Here is a 19974-nt window from a genome sequence, read left to right as displayed (position 1 = left end):
TTTACATTAAGTCTCTCATGTCATTCATCAGTGCATCGCTACCGATTATTAAAAAGAATTTGAGCCAATATTTTATATTGGCCTTTCTTTTTTCTATGCTCATCCAGATCTGGCCTGCAGCCTTCACACAGCCGTTAAGGTTTGTGATCCGTATTGCGATTTGTAACGCACTGTTGCTGCTATCAGCCGCGGCAATTTATCGTTATTTTTTGGGGAAGATAGCGTCGGTGCTGCTGACAACGGCGTTGACTCTCAACTTTGCGATTTCATTCTGTACCTGGCGAATTTACCAAAGCGAGTTCAGCAGCGTATTCGCCATGAGTATTTTGACGACCCATATGAGTGAAGCCAGCAGTATGTCGGGGCTCTTTACCTATTACTTCCCGATAATTGCCCTCTATTTCACCATTACGATACTAGCAATCCACTACCTGGCAGGTAATGCTTCAAGCACACTTAAGCATGGTGGTGTCTGCTTGTTAGTCGTGTTTTTTGCCTGGTACGCCTCAGCAAACTGGTTGAAACAGCGCAAAGATTTGGAAGTTTACTACCCACTTTCCTCACGAATTCTTACTAATACACCATTCTACGTGGCATCAGAATTCATTATTGCAGAGCGTGATAACAAACTGGCAGAACACATCTATAAGCACGATACTCAATATCCCGCAGTAAGCGTGAGCGATACTGGAGTTGAAAACTTTGTTGTGATCGTCGGGGAATCGGCACGCCGCAGCAATATGCAACTCTACGGTTTTGACCTGGATACAACGCCCGTCGAATCAGCATTTCGCAATAATGCCCTGGTCTTTGAGCATGCAATTGCGCCAGCATCAGCGACTGTGCTCGCCGTTCCAATGATTCTCAGCAAAGCCGATGCTAACCATTTTACTGTCAACGATCTGGCCGATAATGTCATTCGAGTCGCCAACAAGGCTGGCTTCCATACTGAATGGATAAGCGCACAGGGCAATTCGGGGAAAAGTAATAACTACGTAGTGGCTATTGCCTCTCTCAGCCAAAAAGCGCAATGGATCGACACCAGCTATGACGAAGACCTGTTGCCTGAACTGGATAAAGCCCTGACCGTTGCTGGTCGCAAACTGATCGTTTTGCACATTAATGGTAGCCATGAAATGGCCTGTATTCGCTATCCAGCCTCTGCTGATTATTATCATACTGATGATAAATATGAGGATTGTTATAACAATGCAATTCGTTATACCGACCACGTTATTGGTGAAGTTACTAAGCGTCTCGGTAACAGCGCCTCTGCTCTGCTCTATTTCTCCGATCATGGTTTAGAGAAAAATCCGCAACTCGAATCGCATTATATGCACGGCTCTCGCAACCCAAGCAAAGAGGCCTATGATGTACCCCAGTTTATCTGGTACAGCCCTGCGGCTCTCGCCAGCAAACCGCGTCGACTTGGCAAAGTAGAGGAGCGCTACTCCACCGCCAGCAATTATGAGCTGATACTAAGCCTGATGGGCATCTCAACAGGGATACCTCATTGCAAATCGCCTCTTGAGCCATGCTATCAGCCAGAAACATCATTCTCGGTTATGGACGGAGGTCGGCATATATTCGAGTATGACGATTTGCGTAGCAACTTCAGTTCACCTGACGTGAATGCACGTTACCGAAAAGCGGATAAAGACTCACTTTAAAAACCCTCAATCCTCTGCACTTTCAGCCACTGAGCCAGGGCGCTCACCTGCGAGTCACCCAGCCAGCGTCTCAGCTGGCTGGCTTTGGTTTTTCCGGTCATAGGCAACGTCTGCCACTCTTCTTCTTTCATCTGTTCAAGCTGCTGCCAGGTACGCCCTGCAAGACTCGGTAGAGCCTTTTGATTCAGTGGCATCCCCATCGCCTGTAGCCATTGGATAAAAGGTTGCTGCTTTGCGAAGTCAAATTTGTGCCACACCAGGCGGGCTCTGTCCCTCGAGAACCCCGGAGTTTGCTGGAGCTGTGTTTCACTAAGCGTTAACCAGGAAAAGAGATGCGCGAAGTGGTGAGTCTCATTGAGCTGCCGCCAGAGCGATACCCCCACGCCGTCGAGGTGCAGTTGCTGACTTACCCACACCAGCCGCGCCAAAAACTGCGGCTGGCACTGCTCTGTATTCCAATAGCAGGTTAACGAATCAAAGGTGCCTTGTGGCGGCAATGGCTTGGTCCTGTCGGTTGTTCGCCAGGCCACGCTATCAATTCTTGGGATCCCTTGCCCGGCAAGGCTAATGTTCAACCGATCGCCGGGCGCAATATCCCTCTCCTGCCAGCGCTTTAGCGAGCCAACGCTGACCCGACGAACCTGTTTATCATCGAGCAAAACGGGAGCCAGATGCGCCACGACGGCTATCTTGCCTGTACGACCCACGCTGAACTCAATCGATTTCACTTCGGCGATTTGCGTCGCCGGGGGATATTTCCACGCGATTACCCAGTTGCCCTCTCCGGGCAGCCAATTTCGAGATTCGGGTTCTTTCGCCGCGCGAACCACAACGCCATCGGTGGCAAAAGGCAGCGGCGAGGTAAACCAGTGCTGGCGAAGCGTAGAAACATCCGAAATCGCCTTTACCGGTCGTGAATAATCAGCGGCCAGTGGAAACCCGGCTTCGCGTAGCAACGTCAGCCGTTGAGACATTTGCGCCGGGCCATCCGGCCAGGCCCAGATAAACACAGATAATTCATCGAGCAAGGTTGAACCTGATTTACGCAACATAGCCCCGGACACTTTAGACCGGGCATTCATGCCCCCCATTTGCTGTTGAATATGCCCTTCTTGCCGAAGAAACAGTTCTCCTTGCAGAACACCGTCTGCAAGGCGACCTTGCACCGTTTTTGGAATAGCGGGGATTTGAAGCACTTTTCGGGTCCAGTCTTCACCCGCACGGCCATTGCCCCGGCTGATAGCCTGCACGAGTGCGCCCTTGCGATAAACCAGCGTTATCGCCACGCCATCGACTTTGGGCTGAACCCACAGATCTGTCTTGTTATGCATCCACTGAGATACCGCCAAACTGTCTTTCAGCTTTTTGACGCCTGTATGCGCCACCGGATGTGTAAACTCTCCTTTAAAATCCGGCAGTGCAGGCTCCTCAGCGGGGTTGCCAAAACAGCGCCGCCACTGCTGTAACGCCGCGCTAAGTTGATCGAATTTGTCATCGCTTACCCCGCTGTCACCGGACTGCCAATAAGCATCGTTCCATTCGTCTATCTGTGCTTGCAGACGGTCAATTTCCTGTATCGCTCTGGCATCTGACCACGCCGGACAAACGGCTTGCGCACCTAACGTAAGCATTGTCAGCAGCACCGCTAAAATCCCTCTTATCCCTGTCATTCTTTGTCTCCTGCTCGTTTTCGAAAGGTTGTAGCGCGAGCAAAAACCGATGACGAGACAGGATTTTCGATGTTGCGCGTATGCTTCAGAGGAATTTGTGTTATTGCTGCAACAGACAGAAAAATAAGGAAAGGTGTGTGCAAAAGGGAAGAAACTGACGTAAAAAGTGTGACAAAGGCTACGTCACGCAGCGGCGACGTGTATAATAGGCTCGTATGTAGACTTTCTTTCGACTCACATACACAAGACTCTCATGGCTCAAGGCACGCTTTATATTGTTTCTGCCCCTAGTGGCGCGGGTAAATCCAGCCTGATTCAGGCATTACTGAAAACCCAACCGTTATACGACACCCAGGTTTCTGTTTCACACACCACGCGCACGCCGCGTCCGGGTGAAGTTCACGGTGAGCATTATTTCTTTGTCGATCACGCCGATTTTAAAACGATGATTGGCCGGGACGCGTTTCTTGAGCACGCCGAAGTGTTTGGAAATTATTACGGTACGTCGCGTGAAACCATCGAGCAGGTTCTGAAAACCGGCGTAGATGTGTTTCTTGATATCGACTGGCAAGGCGCACAACAAATCCGCAAAGCCATGCCCGAATCACGCAGTATCTTTATTCTGCCACCGTCGAAAGACGAACTTGACCGCCGACTGCGTGGTCGTGGGCAGGATAGCGAAGACGTTATCGCCAAACGTATGGCGCAGGCTGTAGCGGAAATGAGCCACTACGCCGAATACAACTATCTGATCGTAAACGATGATTTTGATACCGCCTTGGGCGATCTGAAAACCATCATTCGCGCTGAACGTCTGCGTATGAGCCGTCAAAAGCAACGCCACGACGCTTTAATCAGCAAATTATTGGCAGACTGAACACACTTTCAGTATCATGCCCAGTCATTTCGTCATCTGTGGAGCTTTTAAATATGGCACGCGTAACTGTTCAGGACGCTGTAGAGAAAATTGGTAACCGTTTTGACCTGGTGCTGGTCGCCGCGCGTCGCGCTCGTCAGATGCAGACAGGCGGTAAAGATCCGCTGGTACCAGAAGAGAACGACAAAACCACCGTTATCGCATTGCGCGAAATCGAAGATGGTCTGATTAACAACCAGATCCTCGACGTTCGTGATCGCCAGGAACAGCAAGAGCAGGAAGCCGCAGAACTGCAGGCCGTTACCGCCATTGCTGAAGGTCGTCGTTAATTAACCCTGCGGGTCGCCCTTGTATCTGTTTGAGAGCCTGAATCAGCTGATTCAAACTTACCTGCCAGAAGACCAAATTAAGCGTCTTCAGCAGGCTTATCTCGTTGCACGTGATGCTCACGAGGGACAGACACGTTCAAGCGGTGAACCCTATATCACGCACCCGGTAGCCGTTGCCTGCATTCTGGCCGAGATGAAACTCGACTATGAAACGCTGATGGCAGCCCTACTGCATGACGTGATTGAAGATACCCCCGCCACCTACCAGGATATGGAACAGCTGTTTGGCAAAAGCGTTGCTGAACTGGTAGAAGGGGTGTCCAAGCTTGATAAGCTTAAGTTCCGCGATAAGAAAGAGGCGCAGGCCGAAAACTTTCGCAAGATGATTATGGCGATGGTGCAGGATATCCGCGTCATTCTCATCAAACTTGCCGACCGTACCCACAATATGCGCACCCTGGGCTCTCTTCGCCCGGACAAACGCCGCCGCATTGCCCGCGAAACGCTGGAAATCTACAGTCCGCTGGCGCACCGTTTAGGTATTCATCACATTAAAACCGAGCTCGAAGAGCTGGGCTTTGAAGCACTGTATCCTAACCGCTATCGCGTTATCAAAGAGGTAGTAAAAGCGGCACGTGGCAACCGTAAGGAGATGATTCAGAAGATCCTTTCTGAAATCGATGGACGGTTACAGGAAGCGGGAATTCCGTGTCGCGTCAGTGGCCGTGAAAAACATCTCTATTCCATCTACTGCAAAATGGTGCTCAAAGAGCAGCGTTTTCACTCGATTATGGATATCTACGCCTTCCGCGTGATCGTCCATGATTTCGACACCTGCTACCGCGTGTTGGGCCAGATGCACAGCCTTTACAAGCCGCGTCCTGGCCGGGTGAAAGACTACATCGCTATTCCAAAAGCCAACGGATACCAATCGTTGCATACCTCAATGATTGGCCCGCACGGCGTGCCGGTTGAGGTGCAGATTCGTACCGAGGACATGGACGTGATGGCAGAGATGGGTGTCGCCGCACACTGGGCATACAAAGAGAATGGCGAAAGCAGTACTACCGCACAAATCCGCGCCCAGCGCTGGATGCAAAGCCTACTCGAACTGCAGCAGAGTGCCGGTAGCTCGTTTGAATTTATCGAGAGCGTAAAATCTGATCTCTTCCCGGATGAGATTTATGTTTTCACCCCGGAAGGCCGCATTGTCGAACTACCAGCCGGTGCAACACCGGTCGATTTCGCCTATGCAGTCCATACCGATATCGGTCATGCCTGCGTCGGTGCCCGCGTCGACAGACAGCCCTATCCACTTTCGCAGCCGCTCACTAGCGGGCAAACGGTCGAAATTATTACCGCGCCGGGCGCACGCCCAAATGCCGCGTGGCTGAACTTTGTGGTCAGCTCGAAAGCGCGTGCCAGAATCCGTCAACTGCTGAAAAACCTGAAGCGTGATGACTCCGTCAGTCTCGGCCGTCGTCTGCTGAACCATGCACTCGGCGGTAGCCGCAAGCTCGCCGAAATTCCGCAGGAAAATATCCACCGAGAATTAGTCCGCATGAAACTCGCCACGCTTGACGATTTGCTGGCCGAAATCGGTCTGGGCAACGCCATGAGCGTGGTGGTCGCGAAAAACTTACAGCAAGGCGAAGCCGGTGCAGCGCTGCAGCCAACGCCGTCGGGTCACGGTCATCTGCCGATAAAAGGCGCCGATGGCATACTGATAACCTTCGCAAAATGCTGCCGTCCAATTCCAGGCGATCCAATCATTGCCCACGTCAGCCCGGGCAAAGGGCTGGTTATCCACCACGAGTCGTGTCGAAATATTCGCGGTTACCAGAAAGAGCCAGAAAAATTCATGGCCGTGGAGTGGGATAAAGAAACCGAACAGGAATTTATCACCGAAATTAAGGTGGATATGTTCAACCATCAGGGTGCGCTGGCGAACCTTACCGCCGCGATCAACACCGCCTCGTCCAATATTCAGAGCCTGAATACGGAAGAGAAAGATGGTCGCGTCTACAGCGCCTTTATTCGTCTGACGGCACGCGATCGCGTCCATCTGGCCAACATCATGCGCAAAATTCGCGTTATGCCGGATGTGATTAAAGTCACCCGTAACAGAAACTAGTGTTATGAATTCACAGCGTTATGCGCGTATCTGTGAGATGCTCGCCAGGCGTCAGCCTGATCTGACCGTCTGTATGGAGCAGGTCCACAAGCCCCATAATGTCTCGGCAATCATTCGCACTGCCGATGCCGTTGGCGTGCATGAAGTCCACGCCGTCTGGCCAGGGAACCACATGCGCACCATGGTTTCTAGCGCCGCAGGTAGCAACAGTTGGGTGCAGGTCAAAACCCACCCAACCATCGGCGATGCCGTCGCCACGCTGAAAGGCCGTGGCATGCAAATCCTGGCAACTCATCTCTCTGATAAAGCGGTAGATTTTCGCGAAATAGACTACACGCGACCGACCTGTATTTTGATGGGTCAGGAAAAAACCGGTATTACTCAGGAAGCGTTAGACCTCGCCGACCAGGACATCATTATCCCAATGACTGGGATGGTGCAGTCGCTGAACGTTTCGGTCGCCTCAGCCCTTATTCTCTATGAAGCCCAGCGCCAGCGGCAAAACGCAGGCATGTACCTGCGCGAAAACAGTATGCTGCCGGAGGAAGAACAGCAGCGCCTGTTGTTCGAAGGCGGCTACCCGGTGCTGGCACACGTCTCCAGGCGTAAAAATCTGCCTTACCCACACGTCAACGAGCGTGGGGAAATCGAGGCTGATGCGCAGTGGTGGTCTATCATGCAGGCATCAAAAACGACTCAAAATCATTCACGTTGCATCGCGACGGCAAATGAACGAAATCCCGAGAGCATAGAAAACTATGTGATCGGGGTGAGTGAATGCAGCCAACAAAGAGGCAACTTGAAGGATGAAGAGTAAATGAAAGGCCGTCTGTTGGATGCCGTCCCGCTAAGTGCACTAACTGGCGTTGGCGCAGCGCAGACCAGCAAACTGGCTAAAATCGGCCTGCACAACGTGCAGGATTTGCTTCTGCACTTACCGCTGCGTTACGAAGACCGAACCCAACTTTACCCTATAAATGAACTGCTGCCGGGCATCTACGCCACGGTGGAAGGCGAAGTTCTCAACAGCAATATCACTTTCGGCGGTCGCCGAATGATGACCTGCCAGATAAGCGACGGCACCGGCATCCTCACCATGCGCTTTTTCAATTTCAACGCGGCGATGAAAAATAGTCTCGCCACGGGCCGCCGCGTGCTGGCCTACGGTGAAGCAAAGCGTGGGAAATATGGTGCGGAGATGATCCACCCGGAATACCGAGTACAGGGTGATATGAGCGAGCCGGAGCTACAGGAAACGCTGACCCCGGTCTATCCAACCACCGAAGGCGTTCGCCAGGCTACGCTGCGTAAGCTGACCGATCAGGCGCTGGATTTACTTGATACCTGCGCCATCGCCGAACTGCTGCCGCCGGAACTGGTGCAAGGTTTGATGAGCCTGCCGGAAGCATTGCGCACCCTGCACCGCCCACCGCCATCGTTGCAATTGACGGATTTAGAAAGCGGCCAGCATCCGGCGCAGCGCCGTCTGATTATGGAAGAGCTGTTGGCGCATAACCTGAGCATGCTCGCACTTCGTGCGGGCGCACAGCGTTATCACGCCGAACCGCTGGGCCCGAAAGACGATCTAAAAAATGGTCTTCTCGCCGCGCTGCCATTTAAGCCAACCGGGGCTCAGTCCCGCGTGGTGGCTGAAATCGAAAAAGATTTGGCCCAGGATATCCCGATGATGCGCCTCGTTCAGGGGGACGTCGGTTCCGGGAAAACGCTGGTTGCTGCCCTCGCTGCGTTAAGGGCGATCGCCAATGGCAAACAGGTCGGGCTGATGGCGCCGACGGAACTATTAGCCGAGCAGCACGCCACCAACTTTCGTAACTGGTTTGCACCGTTGGGCATTGAAGTGGGCTGGCTGGCGGGCAAACAAAAGGGCAAAGCACGTCAGGTGCAACAGGAAGCCATTGCCAGCGGTCAGGTACAAATGGTGGTCGGCACCCATGCCATTTTCCAGGAGCAGGTTCAGTTTAACGGTCTGGCGCTGGTTATCATCGACGAACAGCACCGCTTCGGCGTTCACCAGCGTCTGGCGCTGTGGGAAAAAGGCCAGCAACAGGGTTTCCATCCACATCAGCTGATCATGACCGCCACGCCTATCCCTCGCACTTTGGCGATGACCGCGTATGCCGATCTCGACACCTCAGTTATCGACGAGATGCCACCGGGCCGTACGCCCGTCACGACGGTTGCCATTGGTGATACCCGTCGCCACGAAATTATCGAACGCGTACGCAATGCCTGTATGCAGGAGAGCCGTCAGGCTTATTGGGTCTGCACGCTGATTGAAGAGTCTGATTTGCTGGAAGCGCAGGCGGCAGAAGCCACCTGGGAAGAGCTAAAAATTGCGCTGCCGGAGCTGAACATCGGTCTCGTCCACGGACGCATGAAGCCTGCTGAAAAGCAGGCGGTGATGCAGGCTTTCAAGCAGGGCGAGCTGCAATTGCTTATCGCCACCACGGTGATTGAAGTCGGGGTGGACGTGCCAAACGCCAGCCTGATGATTATCGAAAACCCGGAGCGTCTGGGCCTGGCACAGCTGCACCAGCTGCGTGGCCGCGTTGGACGCGGAGCGGTCGCCTCTCACTGTGTACTACTCTATAAAGCGCCGCTGTCGAAAACGGCGCAGAAACGCCTGCAGGTATTACGCGACAGCAACGACGGCTTTGTGATTGCGCAAAAAGATCTCGAAATTCGCGGGCCAGGCGAGATGCTCGGCACCCGTCAGACCGGTGCGGCTGAATTCAAAGTCGCCGATTTACTGCGCGATCAGGCAATGATCCCGGACGTTCAACGCATTGCCCGCCATATTCATGACAAATACCCGCAGCAGGCGCTGGCGTTAATTGAGCGCTGGATGCCAGAAACTGAACGTTATTCCAACGCGTAGCCTTTTGGGCTGCGCGCCATTCTTAGCTTCCAAAACGAGTATGTTATGAGACGAGAACTTGCCATCGAATTTTCGCGTGTGACCGAGGCCGCAGCGCTTGCCGGTTACAAATGGCTGGGCCGTGGTGATAAAAATATCGCCGACGGCGCCGCCGTGAATGCCATGCGCATCATGCTCAACAAGGTCAATATCGACGGCACCATCGTGATTGGCGAAGGCGAAATTGACGAAGCCCCGATGTTGTTTATCGGCGAGCAGGTCGGCACTGGCAAAGGTGATGCGGTTGATATCGCCGTGGACCCAATTGAAGGCACCCGCATGACCGCGATGGGTCAGGCGAACGCGCTGGCGGTGCTGGCCGTGGGCGATAAAGGCTGTTTCCTGAACGCTCCAGATATGTACATGGAAAAGCTGATTGTCGGCCCTGGTGCAAAAGGCGCTATCGACCTCAATCTGCCGCTCGAAGAGAATTTGCGCAATGTAGCGAAGGCGCTGAATAAGCCGCTTTCTGAGCTAACCGTCACCATTCTTGCCAAACCGCGCCACGACCAGGTGATTGCCGATTTGCAAAAGCTCGGCGTGCGCGTTTTTGCCATCCCTGACGGTGACGTTGCGGCCTCCATTCTGACCTGTATGCCTGACAGCGAAGTTGATGTGCTGTACGGGATTGGCGGCGCGCCGGAAGGCGTGGTGTCTGCCGCGGTTATCCGCGCACTGGACGGCGATATGCATGGCCGCCTGCTGGCACGCCACGACGTTAAAGGCGACTCGCCGGAAAACCGTCGCATTGGCGAAAACGAACTCGAGCGCTGTGTCGCTATGGGTATCGAAGCCGGGAAAGTGTTGCGCCTCGACGAAATGGCCCGCAGCGACAACGTTATTTTCTCCGCCACCGGCATCACTAAAGGCGACCTGCTGGACGGCATTACCCGCAAGGGCAATATCGCCACCACCGAAACGCTAATGATCCGCGGTAAATCGCGCACCATCCGCCGCATTCAGTCGATTCACTATCTCGACCGCAAAGATCCGGAAATCCAGCTGCACATCCTCTGATTTATTTGATCAATAGAGCTTTCCAGCCTTTCGGGGCTGGAAATCTTTCCTCCTGGTAGCGAAGATAGAACTATCAACGTAGCGAGGAGAAAATCATGGCGGATTGGGTCACAGGTAAAGTTACCAAAGTCGAGAACTGGACAGACGCCCTGTTCAGCCTCACCGTTCATGCCCCCGTTCACCCCTTCACGGCCGGACAATTCACCAAGCTTGGGCTGGAAATTGACGGCGAGCGCGTCCAGCGCGCCTATTCCTACGTCAATGCACCCAATAATCCTGACCTCGAGTTTTATCTGGTGACGGTACCAGAGGGCAAACTCAGTCCGCGTCTGACGGCGCTCAAACCCGGCGATGAAGTGCAAGTGGTCAGCGAAGCGGCAGGTTTCTTTGTTCTGGATGAAGTGCCGGACTGCGACACGCTATGGATGCTGGCGACCGGCACGGCGCTCGGTCCGTATCTGTCGATTCTGCAGGAAGGGAAAAATCTGGAACGTTTTAACAACTTAGTGTTGTTGCACGCGGTACGTTATGCCCACGATTTAAGCTATTTACCGTTGATGCTGGAACTGCAAAAACAGTACCAAGGGAAACTGCGCATCCAAACCGTGGTGAGCCGCGAGGAAGTGCCGGGCTCGTTAACCGGACGCGTACCGGCGCTTATCGAAAGCGGAGCGCTGGAAGAGGCCGTAGGTCTGAAGATGACCACCGAAAACAGTCATGTAATGCTGTGCGGAAACCCGCAGATGGTGCGTGATACCCAGCAGTTGCTGAAAGACGCCCGGCAGATGACCAAACATTTGCGTCGCCGACCGGGCCATATGACGGCCGAACACTACTGGTGATCAGCGGTATTTAACGGCAATCGTGTCTTTTCCGAACTTATTTTCGCCTTGGGTTCCAACGAACGCGCCCAGGTCAATAAGCATCATTACCATAATCAGGGTCGGAATAAAGCGGCCCACACCCCACTGCCAGACGCCCGGCAGCACCGCCCAGTTACCCGCGAGAAGCATCCACGCGAGGATCATCAACAGCGCCCAGATGCCTGATTTACCCCGGTCGTGCAGGCGTTTAACGGTTACTGCCGCCGTCGGCCAGAGCAGGCACACCAGCGCAAACGCCGCAGTTTGCAGATTCAGTAAACCACTGCCTGCGAGGGTGAATAGCACAATCATCGCCAGCACCCAAATACCTATCCAGATCCAAAAATCACGGCGCCCAATACGCCCATTAATCGAAAATAACCACTGCTGTAGGGTCATGGAAAATTCCTTATCATCGTAATGCGCGTAGTTTACCCTGAAGTGGTCTCTTTTTGACAAGCGGGGCGGTTTACCGTTTTAATCATCCCCAGGAAAAAATCTTAGGTGGTGCACATGACGAAATGGCTGGCTTTGTGTTTGATTGGGCTTACAGCGCTGGCTGTCGGCCAAAACGCGCTGTCGGCTGAAACGGGCGAATCCATCACAGCGCCTTACCTGCTCTCGGGTTCGCCGACGTTTGATCTGTCCATTAGCCAATTTCGCGAGAAGTTTAACGCAGATAATCCATCACTCACGCTAAACGAATTCCACTCGATTACTACCAGCCGCGATCAGCTGAGCCTTACCCGTGCCGCCAGCAAAATTAATGAAAATCTGTACGCCTCCACGGCTCTTGAGCGCGGCACGCTGAAAGTTAAATCGATGCAGATAACCTGGCTACCAATTCAGGGGCCGGAGCAAAAAGCCGCCAAAGAGAAAGCACTGGAATATATGGGTGCGGTTTTACGCGTCTTCACTCCGACGATAACTAAAGCGCAAAGTCTGCAAAAACTGCAAAAGCTCCTTTCTGCCGGAAAGAATAAACGCTACTACACGCGCAGTGAAGGTGCGCTTCGCTATGTGGTCGCAGATAACGGCGAAAAGGGGCTGACCTTCGCTGTTGAACCGATTAAGCTGGCCCTTTCTGAGACGCTCGAAAGCAACAATAAATGACAAAAAGCAAAGCCTTTCCAGCGCCGAATCTCTATACTGTTTCACAGACCATGCTGCCCTGAGGGGTGGCCATCTTCCTTAATTCGCTTAAGTAGCGTGGAGAATTCAAATGCGACATCCTTTAGTGATGGGTAACTGGAAACTGAACGGCAGCCGCCACATGGTAAACGAACTGGTTGCTAACCTGCGTACAGAGCTGAGTGGCGTAACCGGTTGTGGCGTTGCTATCGCGCCACCGGAAATGTACCTCGATCTGGCAAACCGCGCCGCTGGCGGCAGCCACATCGTCCTGGGTGCGCAGAACGTTGACCTGAACCTGTCCGGCGCATTCACCGGTGAAACCTCTGCGGAAATGCTGAAAGATATCGGTGCGAAATACATCATCATCGGTCACTCTGAGCGTCGTACTTACCACAAAGAATCTGACGAACTGATCGCCAAGAAATTCGCCGTGCTGAAAGAGCAGGGTCTGGTACCGGTTCTGTGCATCGGTGAAACCGAAGCAGAAAACGAAGCGGGCAAAACTGAAGAAGTTTGTGCACGTCAGATCGACGCGGTCCTGAAAACTCAGGGCGCAGCAGCATTCGAAGGCGTGGTTATCGCTTACGAACCAGTATGGGCAATCGGTACGGGCAAATCTGCAACTCCTGCGCAGGCTCAGGCAGTTCACAAATTCATCCGTGATCACATTGCTAAAGCAGACGCGAAAGTGGCTGAGCAAGTTATCATTCAGTACGGCGGTTCCGTAAACGCATCTAACGCTGCTGAACTGTTCACCCAGCCGGACATCGACGGCGCGCTGGTTGGCGGTGCATCTCTGAAAGCTGACGCTTTCGCAGTCATCGTTAAAGCAGCTGAAGCCGCGAAACAAGCGTAATTAATCACGCTAACGAATCAGGCCCGGTCGCGTTACGCCACCGGGTTTTTTTATATCTTTAGCACGCCTACGACGACAGAAGAAGCAGGTAACCTGCCAAAAATGGTGGGCTTATTTCAGAATTTCGCAGCGATGATCCTGGATTTCCTCGGCAGATGCGCGGTTCAGCGTGAGCACGTCGCGCTCGGTCGCCAGCAGCACAAACGTGCCGTCACTCTGCTGCACCATCGCCAGTGCGAAGCGGCCCATATGATCGCGGGCTTGTGGCACTTCGTCCGCCAGCATCAGGAACGGACTTTTCTGCACCAGCTCATTCTCGGTCACGCGGCGGGCCAGATATTGATGATTGCGCAATCCACCCGGCAGCGGCAGCCAGCGCGTACTGATCGACTCCATGCTGTTATTCAGCTGCTCGCGCACATCAGGCCGCAGGCAGGAGATATGGATATGAAAATGATTCTGCGTGCGCCCGGTACGCGAGTTTATGGTCAGCGACACGGCGGAATCCGGCACCGGAGAACCGTGGCGAATGCTCATGACCTGACGGTTTTGCCAGGCCTGCCAGAAAAAGTTGGGAGTGTGAGGATTCAGCAATAGTGGGCTTTCTGTGCCGTTAATCCGGTACGTCGGCATCAACAGATACTGCAACGGACCGTTGCGGTCCTTGAACAACACATAGCCGCCCTTCAGGTTCACCGAATCGCACGGGGCCGGAGACTGGCTCTCCTGTTGTTGTGGCACGCACTGGTCGATAACGAAATGGCGTAAGGCATCCGGATTGCCGGTATGCAGCCAGTACCAGCCGCCTGCAACTGCTCCGCCCGCCACAATAACCAGCGTCATAATCAGATATTTGATGCGCTTCATTTTTCGATCCCTGTAAAAGCTCTGAAGCGAAAGGGTAGCGCAAAAAGATGATCAAAGAAAAACGGCCCCGCAGGGCCGTTATGCTTATCGTCGTTAACGCTGACTTATTTGGTCAAACGTCCCGCCGTTGGAGAAGTGCTCTTTCTGCGCTTTTGCCCAACCGCCAAATTCCTGGTCGATGGTAAACAGCTTCAGTTTAGGGAATTCGGCTTCGTATTTTTTCGCAACCGCCGGGTCACGGGGACGGTAGTAGTTTTTCGCCACAATATCCTGACCTTCCGGAGAATACAGGTATTTCAGGTACGCTTCGGCAACCGGTCGTGTTCCTTTCTTATCCACCACTTTGTCGACCACGGAAACGGTCGGCTCAGCCAGAATAGATTCACTCGGGGTGATGATTTCGAACTTATCTTTGCCCAGTTCGTTGGTTGCCAACAGCGCTTCGTTTTCCCAGGCGATCAGCACGTCGCCGATCCCACGTTCAACGAAGGTATTGGTCGAACCCCGAGCGCCGGAATCCAGTACTTCTACGTTCTTATACAGCGCTTTCACGAAGTCCTGCGCTTTGGCCTGGTCGTTGTTATTGTGATGCAGAGCGTAGCCCCACGCCGCCAGATAGTTCCAGCGCGCGCCGCCGGAGCTTTTCGGGTTCGGCGTAATCACCGACAGGCCCGGCTTCACCAGGTCATTCCAGTCGTGAATTTGTTTCGGGTTGCCTTTGCGCACCAGGAACACGATGGTCGAGGTGTATGGCGCGGAGTTATCCGGCAGCCGTTTGATCCAGTTTTTGTCGATACGGCCGCGCGCAGCGATGGCGTCCACATCATAGGCCAGCGCCAGGGTCGCCACATCGGCCTCAATACCGTTGATAATTGACGTCGCCTGCTTACCGGAACCGCCATGCGACTGACGAATCACCACATTGTCGCCGGTTTGTTTTTTCCAGTAAGCGCTGAATGCTTTGTTGTAGTTGTCGTACAGCTCGCGTGTTGGATCGTACGATACGTTCAGAAGCTGAACCTCTTTTGCCAGAACGCCAGCAGATGCCAGCAGAAGCGTTAACCCGAGGCCTAATTTGTTCATCGACCGCTCTCATTTGTGGTGGTGTGATGAGCGTAGCCTGCCAGAAACAGAACCGATGATTAAAGAATAAAAAAAGATTGGCTATAACTTGAGGGTATAAAGCGGGGGAAGCAGAACACCCTTCCGAAGAAGGGTGTTGGGGGAATTTAGACTTCTTCCATGCGGCCCAGCAGTGCCTGCAGACGCTCCTGCCAGCCGTGCTGCTGTTCTTTCAGCTGGTTATTTTCGCGCTCCAGATCTTCACGACCATTTTGCGCGTTATGCACTTCCTGCGACAGTGCATTGTTCTTCTCTTTCAGCTCTTCAATTTCCATCTGCAGCAGAGTGATAGTATCAATCGCCTGCTGTACTTTAGATTCCAGTTTCTCAAACACTTCTAATGACATCGTCATACCTCTCCTGAATTTGCAAGGCGTTGAACTCGTCCCGGAACCCCGGCGACGCCTTAACGTAAGTAAGCGCACTGCTATGCATCCGATTGTATGGAGCGCCGCTCTCCCTGTCCAGCGCCAGGGCGCTCAGATCGTGGTTTGCAACACTTTTCAGGCTATACCTGGAGCGTTCGCTGCAAATACCTCTAACTTGTTAATCCATTCGTTAAATAAATGATTCTTGCACCAGGTTGACAAGGGCCATATCGCGCACTTTTTAGCGCGAAAACGCTCATTTTATTGACGCAGCACACAGATTTTGATTTCGATATTTCTCGTTTTTGTTCGTTAACGATAAATTAACACTATGCCTACATGGCAGCGTGGTCGTCTTCGACCTCCATGTTCACAATAATCATCAATGAATCTTCAGGATCCAATCATGAGCCAAACATCAACCTTAAAAGGCCAGTGCATTGCCGAGTTTCTCGGTACCGGGTTGTTGATCTTCTTCGGTGTTGGATGCGTCGCCGCGCTTAAAGTTGCAGGCGCGAGCTTCGGTCAGTGGGAGATCAGTATTATCTGGGGTTTGGGTGTGGCGATGGCCATTTATCTGACCGCGGGTGTTTCCGGCGCACACCTCAATCCGGCGGTGACCATTGCTCTCTGGCTGTTTGCCTGTTTCGACGGGCGTAAAGTAGTCCCCTTTATCTTTTCTCAATTTGCCGGCGCGTTTTGCGCAGCGGCGTTAGTTTACGGACTTTATTACAATCTTTTCTATGACTTCGAACACACGCACAATATGGTGCGCGGCAGTGTTGAAAGTCTTGAGCTGGCAGGCGTTTTCTCGACTTACCCGAACCCACATATCAATTTTGTGCAGGCCTTCGCGGTAGAAATGGTCATTACCGCTATCCTGATGGGTCTGATTCTGGCGCTCACGGATGACGGTAACGGTGTGCCACGTGGTCCGCTGGCCCCGCTGCTGATTGGTCTGCTGATCGCGATTATCGGCGCATCAATGGGACCGCTGACCGGCTTTGCGATGAATCCGGCTCGTGACCTTGGCCCGAAAACCTTTGCATGGCTTGCTGGCTGGGGTGAAATGGCCTTTACCGGCGGCAAAGATATTCCGTATTTCGTGGTGCCGCTGCTCGCACCGATCGTCGGCGCGTCGCTGGGCGCATTCGGCTATCGCAAGCTGATTGGCCGCAATTTACCGTGCGACGTCTGCGAGGTGGAAGAGAACGAAACCACCGCCAGCACCACACAACACAAAGCTTCGCTGTAATCTGACTACGGGACTTAGCATTATGACTGACAAAAAATACATCGTTGCACTCGACCAGGGTACAACCAGCTCCCGCGCCGTTGTCATGGATCACGACGCCAATATCGTCAGCGTTTCGCAGCGCGAATTCGAACAAATTTATCCTAAGCCAGGCTGGGTTGAGCACGACCCGATGGAAATCTGGGCTTCTCAGAGTTCCACCCTGATTGAAGTGCTGGCGAAAGCCGACATCAGTTCCGATGAAGTGGCGGCTATCGGCATCACCAACCAGCGTGAAACCGCCATCGTTTGGGATAAAGAAACCGGTAAGCCGATTTACAACGCCATCGTCTGGCAGTGCCGTCGTACGGCGGATATCTGCGAGCAGCTCAAGCGTGATGGCATGGAAGACTACGTGCGCAGCACAACCGGGCTGGTGATTGACCCGTACTTCTCCGGCACCAAAGTGAAGTGGATCCTCGACCACGTAGAAGGCGCGCGCGAGCGGGCTAAACGTGGTGAACTGCTGTTCGGTACCGTTGACACCTGGCTTATCTGGCGTATGACGCAGGGCCGTGTACACGTTACCGACTACACCAACGCCTCACGCACCATGCTGTTCAATATTCACGAACTGGACTGGGACGACAAAATGCTCGAGGCGCTGGATATCCCGCGCGCGATGCTGCCAGAAGTGCGTAAATCATCCGAAGTGTACGGCCAGACTAACATCGGCGGTAAAGGCGGCACGCGTATTCCTATCGCCGGCATCGCCGGTGACCAGCAGGCGGCACTGTTCGGCCAGCTTTGCGTCAAAGAAGGGATGGCGAAAAACACCTACGGCACCGGCTGCTTTATGCTGATGAACACTGGCGAAACCGCCGTCAAATCAGAACACGGCCTGCTGACCACCATCGCTTGTGGCCCGAGAGGCGAAGTGAATTATGCCCTGGAAGGCGCGGTATTCATGGCGGGCGCATCCATTCAGTGGCTACGTGACGAAATGAAGCTGATTAACGATGCTTTCGATTCCGAATATTTTGCGACCAAGGTGAACGACACCAACGGCGTATACGTGGTTCCGGCATTTACTGGCCTCGGTGCGCCATACTGGGACCCGTATGCCCGTGGCGCAATATTCGGTCTGACGCGCGGCGTGAACTCGAATCACATTATTCGCGCCACGCTCGAATCCATCGCCTATCAGACTCGCGACGTGCTGGAAGCGATGCAGGCCGACTCCGGTATTCGTCTGCACGCCCTGCGCGTGGATGGCGGTGCTGTTGCCAACAATTTCCTGATGCAGTTCCAGTCAGACATTCTCGGCACGCGCGTTGAGCGTCCGGAAGTGCGTGAAGTCACGGCGCTGGGCGCGGCGTATCTTGCCGGTCTGGCGGTGGGCTTCTGGCAGAATCTGGACGAACTGAAAGAAAAAGCAGTGATCGAACGTGAATTCCGTCCGGGGATTGAAACCACCGAGCGTAACTACCGTTACAGCGGCTGGCAGAAAGCGGTGAAACGCGCGATGGCGTGGGAAGATCACGATTAAACCTGACTGTTTGAGCCATAAAAAAGGCCGGGGATAATCCCCGGCCTTTGTGTTTCTGCCCGATGGCACATCGCTATGCAAACATAGGCAACAACAGATACAGCTTGATCACCAACGCATTCACGATATCAATAAAGAATGCGCCGACCATTGGCACCACCAGGAACGCCATGTGCGACGGTCCGAAACGTTCGGTGATGGCCTGCATATTGGCAATCGCCGTTGGCGTTGCCCCCAGACCAAATCCACAGTGTCCCGCAGCCAGCACCGCTGCATCGTAGTTTTTGCCCATCATGCGATAGGTTACGAACACCGCGTACAGCGCCATCGCGACAGTTTGCACCGCCAGAATTGCCAGCATTGGCAGCGCCAGAGAAGCCAGCTCCCACAGTCTCAGGCTCATCAGCGCCATTGCCAGGAACAGCGACAGCGACACGTTCCCGAGCACCGATACGGCGCGTTCAAACACGCGATAGAAGCCCAGTACTGCCAGACCATTGCTGAGGATAACCCCGACAAACAGCACGCAAACGAAGGTTGGCAGCTCAAACGTGGTGCCCACCAGCAATTGCGCAACGATTTTCCCGACGGTAAGACAGATAGCAATCAGCGCAATGGTTTCAATCAGCACTAAAGAAGTGATCATGCGACCCACTTCTGGCTTTTCGAAAGCCGTTGGCACTTCTAAATCGTCTGGTTTACCGTCTGGCGTAGAGGAATGTTTTACCAGATAACGCGCCACCGGGCCGCCAATCAGGCCGCCCAGCACCAAACCAAAGGTCGCACAGGCCATCGCCACTTCGGTGGCATTGGCGAAACCATAACGTTCGACGAACAGCTTACTCCAGGCCGCACCGGTGCCATGACCACCGGAAAGCGTAATCGAACCGGCCAACAGGCCCATCAGCGGATCCAGCCCCAGCATTTTCGCCATACCAATCCCGATGGCGTTCTGCATCAGCAGTAGCCCTACCACCACAATCAGGAAGGTGCCAACCACTTTGCCGCCGGTGCGCAGGCTCGCAAGATTGGCGTTCAGGCCAATGGTGGCAAAGAAGGCCATCATCAACGGATCTTTCAGGCTCATATCGAAATCGATTTCCCAGCCCATGCTCTTTTTCAGCACCAGCAGTGCCAGCGCAGCCAGCAGACCACCTGCTACGGGTTCAGGGATTGTGTATTTTTTGAAGAGTGGGACGGTATGGACAAGTTTGCGTCCTAACAGCAACACCAGCGTTGCCGCAACAAGCGTCGATAACGTATCGAGATGAAACATAAAAGCTCCTTGTTAGCGCATAATCCAATTTTAGCGACGTGAATACCTGTAATGAATGTTCTCATCGTTA

At 53.5% G+C, this 19974-nt stretch carries 17 protein-coding genes and 1 pseudogene; 12 read left to right on the top strand and 6 right to left on the bottom strand.

Translation table 11 applies throughout. The features are described 5' to 3' along the window. Positions 1-17: 17 nt before the first annotated feature. On the top strand, positions 18-1670 hold the full coding sequence (locus MUU46_RS11510) for a phosphoethanolamine transferase (protein ID WP_258965582.1): 1653 nt from the start codon (positions 18-20) through the stop codon (positions 1668-1670). Here the strand turns inward: MUU46_RS11510 and ligB are convergent. Beyond that, complete coding sequence (ligB, locus tag MUU46_RS11505) at positions 1667-3331, bottom strand: NAD-dependent DNA ligase LigB (RefSeq protein ID WP_258965731.1); 1665 nt, start codon at positions 3329-3331, stop codon at positions 1667-1669. The two genes, MUU46_RS11510 and ligB, sit on opposite strands and share 4 nt — an antisense overlap. Positions 3332-3593: 262 nt before the next feature. Between ligB and gmk the strand changes: the two genes are divergently transcribed. The 7 genes and pseudogenes from gmk (at position 3594) to fpr (ending at position 11477) form a co-directional block, all read left to right on the top strand. Then, a complete protein-coding gene (gene gmk / locus MUU46_RS11500; RefSeq protein ID WP_159757014.1) occupies positions 3594-4217 on the top strand; it encodes a guanylate kinase in 624 nt (207 codons plus the stop codon). A 53-nt stretch (positions 4218-4270) separates the two neighbouring features. Beyond that, positions 4271-4546, top strand: coding sequence for a DNA-directed RNA polymerase subunit omega (gene rpoZ, locus MUU46_RS11495; RefSeq protein WP_159757011.1), 276 nt, complete (start codon positions 4271-4273; stop codon positions 4544-4546). Positions 4547-4565: 19 nt separating this feature from the next. Further along, the gene (spoT, locus tag MUU46_RS11490) at positions 4566-6680 is read left to right on the top strand and encodes a bifunctional GTP diphosphokinase/guanosine-3',5'-bis pyrophosphate 3'-pyrophosphohydrolase (protein ID WP_159757008.1); all 2115 of its coding nucleotides are present in this window, start codon (positions 4566-4568) and stop codon (positions 6678-6680) included. Positions 6681-6684: 4 nt separating this feature from the next. Next, positions 6685-7368 (top strand): annotated as a pseudogene (trmH, locus tag MUU46_RS11485) (tRNA (guanosine(18)-2'-O)-methyltransferase TrmH); the annotation flags it as partial. A gap of 129 nt (positions 7369-7497) precedes the next feature. Then, positions 7498-9579, top strand: a complete 2082-nt coding sequence (recG, locus tag MUU46_RS11480) for an ATP-dependent DNA helicase RecG (RefSeq protein ID WP_159757005.1) — start codon at positions 7498-7500, stop codon at positions 9577-9579. 45 nt (positions 9580-9624) lie between these two features. Further along, positions 9625-10635, top strand: a complete 1011-nt coding sequence (gene glpX / locus MUU46_RS11475; protein ID WP_159757002.1) for a class II fructose-bisphosphatase — start codon at positions 9625-9627, stop codon at positions 10633-10635. Positions 10636-10730: 95 nt separating this feature from the next. Further along, entirely contained in the window at positions 10731-11477 is a 747-nt protein-coding gene (gene fpr, locus MUU46_RS11470) for a ferredoxin--NADP(+) reductase (protein WP_258965581.1), read from the top strand. Here fpr and MUU46_RS11465 read toward each other — a convergent pair whose 3' ends face one another. Continuing rightward, a complete protein-coding gene (locus MUU46_RS11465; protein WP_159756996.1) occupies positions 11478-11897 on the bottom strand; it encodes a DUF805 domain-containing protein in 420 nt (139 codons plus the stop codon). Positions 11898-12011: 114 nt separating this feature from the next. Between MUU46_RS11465 and MUU46_RS11460 the strand changes: the two genes are divergently transcribed. Both MUU46_RS11460 and tpiA read left to right on the top strand, forming a co-directional pair. Continuing rightward, the gene (locus tag MUU46_RS11460) at positions 12012-12611 is read left to right on the top strand and encodes a DUF1454 family protein (protein ID WP_258965580.1); all 600 of its coding nucleotides are present in this window, start codon (positions 12012-12014) and stop codon (positions 12609-12611) included. Between the two features lie 109 nt (positions 12612-12720). Beyond that, positions 12721-13488 (top strand): triose-phosphate isomerase, encoded by a 768-nt coding sequence (tpiA, locus tag MUU46_RS11455; protein WP_159756990.1) that lies wholly within the window; start codon positions 12721-12723, stop codon positions 13486-13488. Positions 13489-13599: 111 nt separating this feature from the next. Here tpiA and MUU46_RS11450 read toward each other — a convergent pair whose 3' ends face one another. The 3 genes from MUU46_RS11450 to zapB form a co-directional block, all read right to left on the bottom strand. Further along, positions 13600-14355, bottom strand: a complete 756-nt coding sequence (locus MUU46_RS11450) for a CDP-diacylglycerol diphosphatase (RefSeq protein WP_258965579.1) — start codon at positions 14353-14355, stop codon at positions 13600-13602. Positions 14356-14448: 93 nt separating this feature from the next. After that, complete coding sequence (locus MUU46_RS11445) at positions 14449-15438, bottom strand: sulfate ABC transporter substrate-binding protein (protein ID WP_258965578.1); 990 nt, start codon at positions 15436-15438, stop codon at positions 14449-14451. A gap of 146 nt (positions 15439-15584) precedes the next feature. Further along, positions 15585-15830 carry a septal ring assembly protein ZapB gene (gene zapB / locus MUU46_RS11440; RefSeq protein WP_159756981.1) on the bottom strand — a complete coding sequence of 82 codons (246 nt, stop codon included), beginning with the start codon at positions 15828-15830 and terminating at the stop codon, positions 15585-15587. Between the two features lie 421 nt (positions 15831-16251). Between zapB and MUU46_RS11435 the strand changes: the two genes are divergently transcribed. Then, entirely contained in the window at positions 16252-17100 is an 849-nt protein-coding gene (locus MUU46_RS11435; protein ID WP_159756978.1) for an MIP/aquaporin family protein, read from the top strand. Between the two features lie 22 nt (positions 17101-17122). After that, on the top strand, positions 17123-18628 hold the full coding sequence (glpK, locus tag MUU46_RS11430) for a glycerol kinase GlpK (protein ID WP_159756975.1): 1506 nt from the start codon (positions 17123-17125) through the stop codon (positions 18626-18628). A 73-nt stretch (positions 18629-18701) separates the two neighbouring features. Here the strand turns inward: glpK and gltS are convergent, their stop codons facing one another. Next, entirely contained in the window at positions 18702-19904 is a 1203-nt protein-coding gene (gene gltS, locus MUU46_RS11425; protein WP_159756972.1) for a sodium/glutamate symporter, read from the bottom strand. Positions 19905-19974 lie beyond the last annotated feature (70 nt).

Source organism: Scandinavium tedordense, from assembly GCF_024764965.1.
Lineage (GTDB): Bacteria > Pseudomonadota > Gammaproteobacteria > Enterobacterales > Enterobacteriaceae > Scandinavium > Scandinavium tedordense.
Note: the sequence above shows the minus strand (reverse complement) of the source record. Positions and strands in the feature narration are given on the sequence as shown.

Excerpts from the sequence above, each read along its gene's own strand:
- MUU46_RS11510 (WP_258965582.1), top strand. The coding sequence starts at position 18 with ATGTCATTCATCAGTGCATCGCTACCGATTATTAAAAAGAATTTGAGC.
- gmk (WP_159757014.1), top strand. The coding sequence starts at position 3,594 with ATGGCTCAAGGCACGCTTTATATTGTTTCTGCCCCTAGTGGCGCGGGT.
- rpoZ (WP_159757011.1), top strand. The coding sequence starts at position 4,271 with ATGGCACGCGTAACTGTTCAGGACGCTGTAGAGAAAATTGGTAACCGT.
- recG (WP_159757005.1), top strand. The coding sequence starts at position 7,498 with ATGAAAGGCCGTCTGTTGGATGCCGTCCCGCTAAGTGCACTAACTGGC.
- glpX (WP_159757002.1), top strand. The coding sequence starts at position 9,625 with ATGAGACGAGAACTTGCCATCGAATTTTCGCGTGTGACCGAGGCCGCA.
- fpr (WP_258965581.1), top strand. The coding sequence starts at position 10,731 with ATGGCGGATTGGGTCACAGGTAAAGTTACCAAAGTCGAGAACTGGACA.
- MUU46_RS11465 (WP_159756996.1), bottom strand. The coding sequence starts at position 11,897 with ATGACCCTACAGCAGTGGTTATTTTCGATTAATGGGCGTATTGGGCGC.
- MUU46_RS11460 (WP_258965580.1), top strand. The coding sequence starts at position 12,012 with ATGACGAAATGGCTGGCTTTGTGTTTGATTGGGCTTACAGCGCTGGCT.
- tpiA (WP_159756990.1), top strand. The coding sequence starts at position 12,721 with ATGCGACATCCTTTAGTGATGGGTAACTGGAAACTGAACGGCAGCCGC.
- MUU46_RS11450 (WP_258965579.1), bottom strand. The coding sequence starts at position 14,355 with ATGAAGCGCATCAAATATCTGATTATGACGCTGGTTATTGTGGCGGGC.
- MUU46_RS11445 (WP_258965578.1), bottom strand. The coding sequence starts at position 15,438 with ATGAACAAATTAGGCCTCGGGTTAACGCTTCTGCTGGCATCTGCTGGC.
- zapB (WP_159756981.1), bottom strand. The coding sequence starts at position 15,830 with ATGACGATGTCATTAGAAGTGTTTGAGAAACTGGAATCTAAAGTACAG.
- MUU46_RS11435 (WP_159756978.1), top strand. The coding sequence starts at position 16,252 with ATGAGCCAAACATCAACCTTAAAAGGCCAGTGCATTGCCGAGTTTCTC.
- glpK (WP_159756975.1), top strand. The coding sequence starts at position 17,123 with ATGACTGACAAAAAATACATCGTTGCACTCGACCAGGGTACAACCAGC.
- gltS (WP_159756972.1), bottom strand. The coding sequence starts at position 19,904 with ATGTTTCATCTCGATACGTTATCGACGCTTGTTGCGGCAACGCTGGTG.